Consider the following 11385-nt stretch of genomic DNA (forward strand, 5'->3'; position numbering starts at 1 on the left):
GACGCCCCGTGGCGCGAAGGACTCTCGTCACACCTTCAGGTACTTGCGCAACGCGACGAACGCGGCAAGCGCCGGCATCAGCACACTCACGGCGAGGATCAGCGGCAGCTTCGTCAACACCGAGTCCCAGCCGATGAAGTTGATGAGCTGCAGCTTGTCGGAGAGGGCCACGCCGTTGTCGATCACGAAGTACTGGCCGGCCGCGAGGAACACACAGGCGATGCCGCCGCCGATGAGCCCGGCGACCGCGGCCTCCATGATGAACGGCGCCTGGATGTAGAAGCCGGACGCGCCGACGAGCCGCATGATCCCGGTCTCGCGGCGGCGGCTGAACGCGGACACCCGGACGGTGTTCACGATCAGCAGCAGCGCGACCACGAGCATCACCACCATCACCGCGCCCGCCGCGTAGTTCAGGTAGCCGAGCAGCCGGAAGAGGTTGTCGAGCACGCCCTTCTGGTCCTGCACGGACTGCACTCCGGGCCGCCCGTTGAACGCCGTCGCGATGACGTCGTACTTCTCCGGGTTCTTCAGCTTGATCCGGTACGACTCCTGGAGCTGGTCCGGCGTGAGCGAGCTGGCCAGCGGGGAGTCGCCGAACTGCTCCTTGTAGTGCTTGTACGCCTGGTCCTGCGATTCGTGCGCCACGGAGTCGACGACGGGCAGCTTGTCGAGATCCCTGACGATCTCCTTCTTCTGCTCGGTCGTGACCGGGCCCTTGGCGCAGTTCGGGTCGGAGTCGGCATCTCCCTTGTTGCACAGGAAGATCGAGACGTTGACCTTGTCGTACCAGTAGCCCTTCATCTGGTTGACCTGGTCGCTCATGAGCAGCGAGCCGCCGAAAAGGGCGAGCGAGAGGGCAACCGAGATGATCACGGCGAAGGTCATCGTGAGGTTACGGCGGAGTCCTACGCCGATCTCCGACAGAACGAATTGGGCACGCATAGCGTCACTAACGCCTTTCGCAGCTTTCTTTCTCGGTACTTCTCGCGGTTCTCAGTGCTGGTAGCCGTACACGCCGCGCGACTGGTCGCGCACGAGGCGGCCGTGCTCCAGCTCGATGACGCGCTTGCGCATCTGGTCCACGATGTTCTGGTCGTGGGTGGCCATGATCACGGTGGTGCCCGTCCGGTTGATCCGGTCGAGCAGCTTCATGATGCCGACCGAGGTCTGCGGGTCGAGGTTGCCCGTCGGCTCGTCCGCGATCAGCAGCTTCGGCCGGTTGACGAAGGCCCGCGCGATGGCCACGCGCTGCTGCTCACCACCGGAGAGCTCGCCGGGCATGCGGTCGTCCTTGCCGCCGAGGCCGACGAGGTCGAGGACCTGCGGCACGGACTTGCGGATCTCACCGCGGGACTTGCCGATGACCTCCTGGGCGAAGGCGACGTTCTCGCCGACCGTCTTGTTGGGCAGGAGCCGGAAGTCCTGGAAGACCGTGCCGAGCTGGCGGCGGATCTGCGGGACCTTCCAGTTGGATACGCGTGCAAGGTCTTTGCCCAGGACGTGCACCTGGCCGTGGCTGGCCCGCTCCTCGCGCAGCACGAGGCGCAGGAACGTCGACTTGCCGGAGCCGGACGAGCCGACCAGGAAGACGAACTCACCACGCTCGACCTCGAGGGAGACATCCCTGAGGGCGGGCCGGGTCTGCTTGGGATAGACCTTGGAGACGTTGTCGAATCGGATCACGGGTGCACCACGGGTAGCCGGAGGTAGGTGTGCGTGACCATACGCGAAGCCGCGCACGGAGCGCAGGCGCCGTCCCTCGTTGAGCGTTTTGTCCCGCCGCGATGCGCGATACGGCGCCGGAATTGTCCGCCCCGTACCTGGTCAGGGGCGGTACTTCCAGCGGGGCGCGCCTAATTTCCGGGAAGCTGGCACAGTGGTAGGGGGAACGGTTGCGTTTCCCGGAGCGTTGAGCGGAGAGAACCCCAGGGTGCCCGGTGGCAGGCTCCGCCGCGCGGGAGGAGGAGAAGCGCATGACCTACGACCGATTGGTGTGCGCGAACTGCGCGGCCCCTGTGAGCGAGGGCCGCTGCCCGGTGTGCCGGGCGAATCGCGAGCGGCTTCAGCAGCAGAACCCGCTGGCCGCGCTCAGCCCCATGGCGCTGGTCGCCCTGGTGGCGGTGCTCGTGGCAGCGGTGGCGCTCCTCGCGCATCAGACGGTGTAGTCGCCACGGAAGACATACGAAAGGGCCCGGAGCCGATCGGCTCCGGGCCCTTCGCGTATGCGTAGTGCTACGCGGCGGCGCCGCCGCGGTTGTTCGCGAGGCGCGGCAGGAGTCGGAAGCCGACACCGCCCGCGATCATCGTGGCCGCACCGATCACCAGGAACGTGGTGCCGGAGGAGCCGGTCTCGGCCAGCTCGCCGCTGGGCTTGGCTGCGGCACCGGTCTGCTCGGTGGGAGCGGAGCCGGTGTCCTGCAGGCTGTCCTTGCCCTGACCCTGCTCGACGGGGTTGTTGTTGCCGTCGGGGTTGGTGTTGTCGCCACCGCCGGTGGACGAGCCACCGGTGCTGGAGCCGCCACCCGTGGAGTCGTCGCCACCGGTCGTGGAACCGCCGGTGGAGGACGAACCGCCGGTGGAGGAGCCACCGGTGGAGTCGTCGCCGCCGGTGCCGCCACCGTTGCCGTTGCCACCCGAGTTGCCGTTGCCACCGGTGGAGTCGTCGCCACCGGTCGTGGCACCGCCGGTGGAGTCGTCGCCACCGGTACCACCCGTGGAGTCGTCACCGCCGGTCGTGTCGCCGCCGTTGGTGTTGCCCTCGGTGATACCGGCGACGCCACCGTTGGTGTTGCCCTCGGTGACACCCGCGATGCCGTTGCCCGGGTCCTCATCGCCGGGCGGCTGCTCGTCGTCACCGCTGTCGTCGTCGGTGGGCCAGCAAATAAGGCCGAGCGGGCCACACGTCTCGCCGCTCTTCTCGTCGACGGTGGCGGCGGATGCCGCACCCGCGGCGGTCAGCGAGGCGCCGGCCGCAATTACCGCACCGGCCGCTATCCGCGCAAAGCGGATCCGCGTCTTCTTGGTCATCTGTCTGCTACCCCCAGTAGCCAATCGTCAGTGGAGCAGCGCCAGGGACCGCGTTCATCGGAGACAACAGAGGCCTCGTACACCCCTCCCCCGTTCACACGCGTCCCACTAATACGCATGCCGCGCGCAACCCTTTCCACTTTTGAGATCAACGTCAAGGGCGTTGCGTACGCTATGTCCACAGTTGAGGCGAGTTGACCGCCTTACGAACATGTGACTGTGACGTAAATGCCTGGCCAGTCTTCACAAGTGCGGCACATCTGGATTCGGATTGGCGCAAAACGAAAGGCAACTACCGCTCTCGAAACGGTAGTTGCCTGTAATTCGTTGAAACCCGGAGTTACTTCTCCTGCTGCTTGCGCCAGCGAATTCCGGCCTCGATGAAGCCGTCGATCTCGCCATCGAGAACGGCCTGCGGGTTGCCGACCTCGAACTCGGTACGGAGGTCCTTGACCATCTGGTACGGGTGCAGGACGTACGAACGCATCTGGTTGCCCCAGGAGCTGCCGCCGTCGCCCTTGAGGGCGTCCATCTTGGCGCGCTCCTCCTGGCGTTGCCGCTCGAGGAGCTTGGCCTGCAGCACGTTCATGGCCGTGGCCTTGTTCTGGATCTGCGAGCGCTCGTTCTGGCAGGAGACCACGATGCCGGTGGGGAGGTGCGTCAGACGGACCGCGGAGTCCGTCGTGTTCACGCCCTGGCCGCCGGGGCCCGAGGAGCGGTAGACGTCCACGCGCAGGTCCGACTCGTCGATCTCGACGTGGTCGGTCTGCTCGACGACGGGCAGCACCTCGACGCCCGCGAAGGACGTCTGGCGACGGCCCTGGTTGTCGAACGGCGAGATGCGCACCAGGCGGTGCGTGCCCTGCTCGACGGAGAGCGTTCCGTAGGCATAGGGGACCTTGACCGCGAAGGTGGTCGACTTGATGCCGGCCTCTTCCGCGTACGAGGTCTCGTAGACCTCCGTCTTGTACCCGTGCCGCTCGGCATAGCGCAGGTACATGCGCTGCAGCTGCTCGGCGAAGTCCGCGGCGTCGACGCCGCCGGCCTCGGCGCGAATGTTGACGAGGGCCTCGCGGGAGTCGTACTCGCCGGAGAGCAGCGTGCGGACCTCCATCTCGTCCAGCGCCTTCTTCACGCCCTTGAGCTCGGACTCGGCCTCGGCACGGGTGTCCGGGTCGTCCTCCTCCTCGGCCATCTCGAACAGCACGCCGAGATCGTCGAGACGGCTGCGCAGCGCCTCGGCCTTGCGGACCTCCGCCTGGAGGTGGCTCAGCTTGCTGGTGATCTTCTGCGCCGCCTCCGGGTCGTCCCACAGGGACGGCGCGGCCGCCTGCTCCTCGAGCACGGCGATATCTGCCCTCAGCTTGTCGAGGTCCAGGACGGCCTCGATCGACTCCATGGTCGAGGAGAGGGACTTCAGCTCTTCGGATACATCGACGACTGCCACAGGACCAGCCTAACGGCTGGTGCAAGTGATCCGCCCCGGCCGTCCTCGGCGCCGGTGCTACGGCTGTGCGGGCGCGGAATTGTTGCTGTCCACGGGCGGCGCCTCGTCGGAGCCCGAGGACGCTGCCGCCCATACGCCGCCGCCGACCGCGGCGACCAGGACGAGTCCGGCCACCCCGAGGGTGATCCGTCTGCGGCGCGCAGAGTGCCGGTTGCGGGCCGAGCCGGGCCGGGGCGATCCGTGGGCGCGGGGTGCGCGGGCGGTGCCGCGGGCGCCGCCGGCCAGTTCGTCCGGGGCCGGGACCCTCATCGACGTATGGGTGTCGCGGTTGGAGTCCTTGGGCGCGGAGCCGGGGATCAGGGAGACGGCGCCGCGGCGGGGCCGCTCCGGGGGGTCCTCCGGCGTCTCGGTCCGCTGGTCCGGTTCGTCGTCGGGGGCGGGCTCCGTCTCCGGCTCGTCCACGTCGAGCGGGGGCAGGCCGGTGAGCATCGGCTGCAGTTCGCGCAGACGCGCGGCCAGCTCGGTGGCGCGCAGGCGGGAGGCCGGGGCCTTGGCGAGGCACTGGATGAGCAGCGTCCACAGCTCGTCGGGGATGCCGGGGAGCGGGACCACCGTCTCCGTGACGTGCCGGCGCAGGATGGCGCCGGGGTGGCCGCCCCCGAACGGCGTGAAGCCGGCGAGAAGTTCGTACAGGACCGTCGCGAGCGCGTAGATGTCGACGGCCGCGCGCGCGGGCAGGCCCTCGATGACCTCGGGGGCGAGGTAGTCCGGCGTTCCAATGATCTTCGTCGCGCGCGTGCGGCGCGGGGTGTCGATCAGCTTGGCGATGCCGAAGTCGGTGAGCAGCGCGGGGTGCGAGCCGCCGGGGCCGAGCTCGCCCTGCATGTCGAGCAGTACGTTCTCCGGCTTGACGTCGCGGTGCACGATGCCCGCGGCGTGCGCGGCGGCGAGGCCCTCGGCGATGTCCGCGGCGACGGCGACCGCGGCCTCGGGCGGCATCCGGCGCTCGCGGTCGAGCCGCGTGCGCAGGTCCGTGCCCCGTACGAGGTCCATGACGAGCGCCAGGTCGTTCCCGTCGACCACCAGGTCGCGCACGCCCACCACGCGCGCGTGGTCGAGGCTCAGCAGGGCGGTGCGCTCCTGGACGAAGCGGCCGACCAGTTCCTGGTCGGCGGCGAGGTCCTCGCGCAGCAGTTTGATGGCGACCGGACCCTCGGGTCCCTCACCCAGCCACACCGTGCCCGCACTGCCGCGCCCCAGGATCTGGTGTGCGGTGTACCGGCTGCCGATCTTCCGTGCCAAGGCTGCTCCTACCAGACGCGTGTTGGCGCCCAAGCTACGCGGCTCGGACGCCAACCTGCGCATCAGAGGGGGAATTCACCCGCTGGGTGTCGACAAATCGCCAACGTCACCGTCTAGTTGCCGGTCTTGCTCCCGAGATCGCCGATCCAGCCGGACACTGTGGAGAACCAGTCGGAGATCTGGGCCCAGTAGCCCTTGCCGGTGCCGATCCAGTCCTGGAGCGGGGTGAACTCCCAGACCAGCCAGCTCACCACGAAGAGCATCACGATCATGAACAGGCAGCCCTTGAGGCAGCCGAGGCCCGGAATCCGCATCCGGTTGGGACTGCGGCGGCGCGGCTCGCGCGGCTCCGGTGCCGGGCGCGGGGCCTGGCGGGGCGGCGGCTGCTGCGGCGGCGCGTACTGCTGCGGCTGGTGCTGGGGCTGCTGCTGCGGCGCGTACTGCTGCGGTTGGTGCTGCTGGGGCTGTTGCTGCTGCGGGCGCGCGACCTGGCGCTGCGGGCGGCGGCGCAGCGGGTCCTCGTTCGGGTCGAGGTACTGGACCTGCGTCTGCTCGTTGCGGTCGCGGGCCGCGCGCAGTTGGTTGCCCCAGGCGTCGGGCATCTGCTCCGGCTGGCCCTGCGGCATGGGCGGCATCACGGCCGTCGGATCGGCGGCGTCGCCGCCCTGGCCGTTGCCCTGCTGCTGCATGATGCTGGTGGCCGCGTTCGGGTCGTACGCCGACGCCGCCGCGGCACCGGCCGCCGCCCCCGCCGCTCCGGCGAAGCCCGCCGCCGCCGCGTTGTTCGGCAGCACCTGCGTCGGGTCCGCGTCCGAGGTGCCGGGGGTGCCCGGCACGTGGGCCGGGGTGGGGTCCGGCATCAGGAGCGCGCCGACGCCCTCGGCCGCGGCGATCTGCGCGCTGTTCGCGTGCACGCCGATCCCCTCGGCGACGGTGCGCAGGCCGCGCGCGAGGTTCTCCGCGCTCGGCCGTTCGTCCGGGTTCTTGCGCAGGCAGCGCTCGATGACCGTCCACAGCGGGTCCGGGACCGTCGAGGGACGGCGCGGTTCGGCGCTGAGGTGCTGGTGCAGGACCTCGAGCGCAGAGCCGCCGGAGAACGGCGGTCGGCCCGTGACCAGCTCGTACAGCAGGATGCCCGCGCCGTAGACGTCGACGGCGCTGGTCTGCGGGCGGCCCTCGGCGGACTCGGGCGCCACGTAGGCGGGCGTGCCGACGAACTCGTGGGTGCGGGTCAGGCCCGGGGAGTCGGCGAGGCGGGCGATGCCGAAGTCGGTGAGCATCGGGTACATCTCACCGGCGTCCTGCTTCAGTAGGACGTTGGCCGGCTTGAGGTCGCGGTGCACCACCCCGTCGGCGTGCGACGCGGCGAGCGCGTCGGCGATCTGGGCCGTCAGGAGCGCGGCGCCGACCGGCGAGAACGGCCCGTTCTCGCGCAGGTAGCGGTGCAGATCCGGGCCCTCGACGAGGTCCATGACGAGGGCGAGCAGCTCGCCCTCGACGACCAGGTCGCGGGTGCGCACGATGTTCGGGTGGGTGAGCCGCAGCAGGACGGAGCGCTCCCTGAGGAAGCGCATCACCACGTCCGCGTCGTTGGCGAGCTCTTCCTTGAGGACCTTGATCGCGACGGTCTCGCCGGGCTGCCCGGCGACGGCCGCCTCGGCGCCCGCCGTCTCGCGCTGGCGGGCTCGCCAGACGGTGCCCGTGGCGCCGCGTCCGAGCGGCTCCTCGAGCAGGTACTTGCTGCCTACCGGCCGCACGTCATGCGCTCCCTGCATCGGTACTTGCTTGGGTCACCTGGTTCCGGGTGTTCCGACCCACTCTAGTGGCGGATCCCCCGGTACCGACTGTCGATCTTCCGTGGTTTCGGCCGTGACGGCCCTACCCATGTTCGACGGAAAGACGCACGGCTGGGGCAGTCGGTTGCCGAGGGACGACGTGACTGATCTCAAGCGGGCAACGAGCAGGAACTTTTACGGGCAGAGCCGACCAATCAAGATCACTTACGGGTGGGGGGCGGGCGTGTTGTCAGCGGCAAGTGCAAGGATGCCTCCAGCACTGGCTGACGTGCCCGTGGCGGTGGGGGGAATCTGCGGTGGGGGACCGCGGGGCAGCCCCTCTGTTCCCGGGCGCCCGCGCAGAAGGGACCGCAGGCGGCGATGCAGATCCGGCTTACCGTCGTAGACCCCCTGGGCACGCGCCCCGACATGCTCGCATGTGGTGACGGAGCGCTGGCACGCGGTGTCGACGTGCTGGTCACGGCGCCCGCAGGCACCGCACTCGCGGCGGTCGCCTCCGGCCTGGCCACCGCCGTCGCGGGCGGCGAGGCGGGGTCCACGACCTTGTACGCGGGCACGGAGCGGCTCGATGCACAGCGCTGCGTCATAGGTGAGCCCCCGCTGATCGACGGCGCGGTGATCGCGCTCGGCGCCCCCGTGGACCCGGGCCCCGAGCCGGACGACGCGGCGGCCCAGCTCCATGTGGTGGCGGGCCCCGACGCGGGCGGCGTCCACCTGCTGCACGGCGGGCAGATCCGTATCGGCCGCTCCGCCGACGCCGACGTATCGCTCGACGACCCGGACGTGTCACGCCTGCACTGCGCGGTGACGCTCGGCGCCGACGGCCGGATCTCGGTGGAGGACCTGGAGTCGACGAACGGGACGTCGGTGGACGGCCGCCCCCTCGGCTCCCGCCCCGTCCGCCTGTCCCCCGGTTCGCTGGTGCGCCTCGGTGAATCGGCGCTGCGGGTCTCCGTCGCGGGTGACGCCGCCCGGCCCAGGCCGCTGCGGACGGCGCCGGACGGGGAGGGGCACGTACGGGTGCTGTTCACCGAACAGCCGGTTGACGCGCCCGCGCAGGCTCCCGCCGCCGACCCCGGCCAGGAGACCGGGCACGCGTACGGGGACTCCGCCTGGGGCGCGGCGAGCGATGCCGCTCATGAGGGCGCGCGGCCGCTGGTACCCGAACAGGAGCCGACCGAAGAGGCGGACCCCACGCGCGTGGGCACCCCCGCGCGTGGCACCTCGCTGCCGCAGGCACCGCGCAAGCGCGGCGGGCTCTCGCGCCTGCTGCGCCGCGGCAAGCGGGACGAGCGTGAGGGCTTCGACATGGAGGACCAGCAGCACGAGATCCACGAGCCGCACGTGCTGCGCACCCCACAGCGCTCCGAACCCGTCGCCGACCTCTCCATGCCTCCTGAGGCTGAGGCCCCCTCGTACGAGGAGGAGCCCAGGCCCGTCGCCGGCGCCGCCGAGACGTGGCCCGACGCCGCCGCGCTGCTGCTCACCGCGCTCGGCCCCGGGCCGCGGCTGTGGGAGCGCGGGCCCGGCGACGCGGAGGCGCTCGCGGTGCGGCTCGGCAGCGTCGACCGGCCGGGTCCCGGCGGGGTGGGGCTGCTACCCGCCGTGCCGGTGACCGTGGGCCTCGCCGAGGCCGGGGCGCTGGGGGTCGCGGGGCCGCGCGCGCGGCTCGCGGGCCTGGCGCGCTGCGCCGTCGCCCAGCTCACGACGTTGCACGCGCCGGAGCGCCTGGAGCTCGTACTGGTCTCGACCGACCGTGCGCGCTCCCTGGAGGAGCGGGTCGCCGACTGGTCCTGGCTCGGCTGGCTGCCCCAGGTACGCCCCGCCCACGGCCAGGACTGCCGGCTGCTGCTCGCGTACGACCGTGAGCAGGCGGCGGCCCGTACGAACGAGCTGCTGCGCCGCCTCGACGACCACGCGGCGGGGTACCGGCCCTCGGCGCGGACTCCCGACGAGCCCGTCGCCGCGACGGTCGTCGTGATCGACGGCGACCCGGGGAGCGCCTCCCTTCGGGAGGCCACGGTGCGGCTCGCCGCCGAAGGGGCCGCGGCCGGGATCCACGTGGTGTGCCTGGCCGAGGCGCCCGCCGCCTCGCCCGCCTCACCGGCCACACAGAGCTATGAGGCGGCCTGCGCGCAGAGCCCGGCGTTCCGCGCGTGCGGGGCCGTGGCGCTGCTCAGCGGTGACGTGGCGACGACACTTCGCCTGCACCGGGCTGCGCAGGGCCAGCTCGTCGGGCACGGCACGGTCGGTACGGCCGACGCGGTGTCGCTCGCCTGGGCGGAGCGGTTCGCGCGGGCGCTCGCTCCGTTGCGCACGGACGCGGTGGGCGGTTCCGGTGACCGGCCGGGCTCGCGCGTGTCGGCGCCGCTGCCCCAAACCTCCCGCCTCCTGGACGAGTTGGGGCTCGCCCGTGCCACCCCGGCGTCCCTCATGGCGCGCTGGGCGGCGGCCGGGGACGATCCCGACTCCATCGGCGGGCGGGTGTGGGCGGTGCTCGGGGCCGGGCCCCGCGGGCCGCTGACCGTGGACCTGGCCGCGGAAGGGCCGCATCTGCTGGTCGAGGGGCCCGCGGGAAGTGGCCGTACGGAACTGCTGCGTTCGGTCGCCGCGTCGCTCGCCGCGGCGGAGCGTCCCGACCGGCTCGGGATGGTGCTGGTCGACGGGGCGTCGGGCGGGGAGCGCGCGGAGGGGCTGCGGGTCTGCACGGACCTGCCGCACGTCACGACGCACCTCGGTGCCAACGACCCCGTACGGATGCGGGAGTTCGCCCAGGCGCTGAGTACCGAGCTGAAGCGGCGGGCCGAGCTCATAGGGCGTACGCACTTCTCCGAGTGGCACACACAGCGGGCCGTGTCGGGGCGGGTCGTGTCCCAGCGCGGGGCGCCGTCGTCCGAGAGTGCCGGGGATGTGGACGTGCCGCCGAGTTCGACGATGCGGCTCCGTCCCGGGGCCACGCGGGAGCGGGCGGAGGCCGGGCCTCCGCTGCCGCGGCTCGTGGTCGTCGTGGACGACCTGGACGCGTTGCTGTCGCCGCCGCTCGGGTCGATGGGGCGGCCGGCCGCGGGGTCCGTGGTCCGGGCCCTGGAGGCCGTCGTACGGGACGGGGAGCGGCTCGGGGTGCACCTCGTCGCGGCGTTCGCCTCCGGCGGGGCCGGGGGGTGGGTGGCTCGGCCGCGGGTGGTGCTGGACGCGCCAGGGGCCGGGAGTGAGGATCCGGCGCCGGGGCGTGGGGTGTTGCACGGGGCGGACGGGCGGGACGTCGAGGTACAGGCGGGCCGGGTGACCGGCCGCATCCCTCGTACGGCCACTCAGCGGCCCACCGTGGTGGCGCTGGAATGGGCCCGCATGGGCGACCCCCCGGACCGCCGCCCGGTCCGCGAACTGGGCAACGGCCCCACGGACCTGGCCCTCCTGGCGAGTGCGCTTGAGCGCGCCTCGCGTTCCGTATCGGCAACCGAGGTCCCCTCACTCCTCTAGGCGGCACCGTTCCGGGCGGCACCGGGGCTGGTCCCCCACGTACGGCCGCGCCACACCGGCCCGGCAGCACCGGGACCAGCCCCTACGTACGGCCGCGCCACTTCAGCGGCACCGTGGCCGAGCCCTGCCGTATGGGTGCGCCGCACCGGGGCGCCGCCTTGCCCACCCTGCCGCCCCAGGCGGCAGACTGCCCAAGGCGGTGACGGCCAGCCGCAAAGGGTAGGGAGCCGGGCCAGCGGCAGACTGCCCAAGGCGGTGACGGCCAGCCGCAAAGGGTAGGGAGCCGGGCCAGCGGCAGACTGCCCAAGGCGGTGACGGCCAGCCGCAAAG

8 protein-coding genes are annotated in these 11385 nt (G+C 71.7%); 2 read left to right on the forward strand and 6 right to left on the reverse strand.

What is annotated here, in order from left to right; genetic code table 11:
* Window positions 1–27 precede the first annotated feature (27 nt).
* Complete coding sequence (ftsX, locus tag ACWD2L_RS30915; protein WP_351338148.1) at window positions 28–945, reverse strand: permease-like cell division protein FtsX; 918 nt, start codon at window positions 943–945, stop codon at window positions 28–30.
* A 51-nt stretch (window positions 946–996) separates the two neighbouring features.
* Window positions 997–1686, reverse strand: a complete 690-nt coding sequence (gene ftsE / locus ACWD2L_RS30920) for a cell division ATP-binding protein FtsE (RefSeq protein WP_326015669.1) — start codon at window positions 1684–1686, stop codon at window positions 997–999.
* Window positions 1687–1976: 290 nt separating this feature from the next.
* Here ftsE and ACWD2L_RS30925 point away from each other — a divergent pair, with 290 nt between their 5' ends.
* Window positions 1977–2168, forward strand: coding sequence for a hypothetical protein (locus ACWD2L_RS30925; RefSeq protein WP_351338145.1), 192 nt, complete (start codon window positions 1977–1979; stop codon window positions 2166–2168).
* Window positions 2169–2235: 67 nt separating this feature from the next.
* On the opposite strand, the gene ACWD2L_RS30930 is transcribed toward ACWD2L_RS30925, so the two are convergent.
* From ACWD2L_RS30930 to ACWD2L_RS30945, 4 genes are all read right to left on the reverse strand, one after another.
* A complete protein-coding gene (locus ACWD2L_RS30930) occupies window positions 2236–3030 on the reverse strand; it encodes a hypothetical protein (RefSeq protein ID WP_351338143.1) in 795 nt (264 codons plus the stop codon).
* Window positions 3031–3370: 340 nt separating this feature from the next.
* Window positions 3371–4477: a peptide chain release factor 2 gene (gene prfB, locus ACWD2L_RS30935; RefSeq protein WP_351338141.1), complete on the reverse strand. Its 1107-nt coding sequence runs from the start codon at window positions 4475–4477 to the stop codon at window positions 3371–3373.
* Between the two features lie 57 nt (window positions 4478–4534).
* Window positions 4535–5779 carry a serine/threonine-protein kinase gene (locus tag ACWD2L_RS30940; protein WP_351338139.1) on the reverse strand — a complete coding sequence of 415 codons (1245 nt, stop codon included), beginning with the start codon at window positions 5777–5779 and terminating at the stop codon, window positions 4535–4537.
* A gap of 113 nt (window positions 5780–5892) precedes the next feature.
* Window positions 5893–7536: a serine/threonine-protein kinase gene (locus ACWD2L_RS30945; RefSeq protein ID WP_351338137.1), complete on the reverse strand. Its 1644-nt coding sequence runs from the start codon at window positions 7534–7536 to the stop codon at window positions 5893–5895.
* A 399-nt stretch (window positions 7537–7935) separates the two neighbouring features.
* On the opposite strand from ACWD2L_RS30945, the gene ACWD2L_RS30950 reads away from it, so the two are divergent.
* The gene (locus ACWD2L_RS30950) at window positions 7936–11055 is read left to right on the forward strand and encodes an FHA domain-containing protein (RefSeq protein WP_351338135.1); all 3120 of its coding nucleotides are present in this window, start codon (window positions 7936–7938) and stop codon (window positions 11053–11055) included.
* Window positions 11056–11385: the final 330 nt, after the last annotated feature.

The organism is Streptomyces sp. NPDC002754 (genome assembly GCF_053592315.1).

Coding starts and splice junctions, on each gene's coding strand:
- ftsX (WP_351338148.1), bottom strand. CDS start 945: ATGCGTGCCCAATTCGTTCTGTCGGAGATCGGCGTAGGACTCCGCCGT.
- ACWD2L_RS30925 (WP_351338145.1), top strand. CDS start 1,977: ATGACCTACGACCGATTGGTGTGCGCGAACTGCGCGGCCCCTGTGAGC.
- ACWD2L_RS30930 (WP_351338143.1), bottom strand. CDS start 3,030: ATGACCAAGAAGACGCGGATCCGCTTTGCGCGGATAGCGGCCGGTGCG.
- ACWD2L_RS30950 (WP_351338135.1), top strand. CDS start 7,936: ATGCAGATCCGGCTTACCGTCGTAGACCCCCTGGGCACGCGCCCCGAC.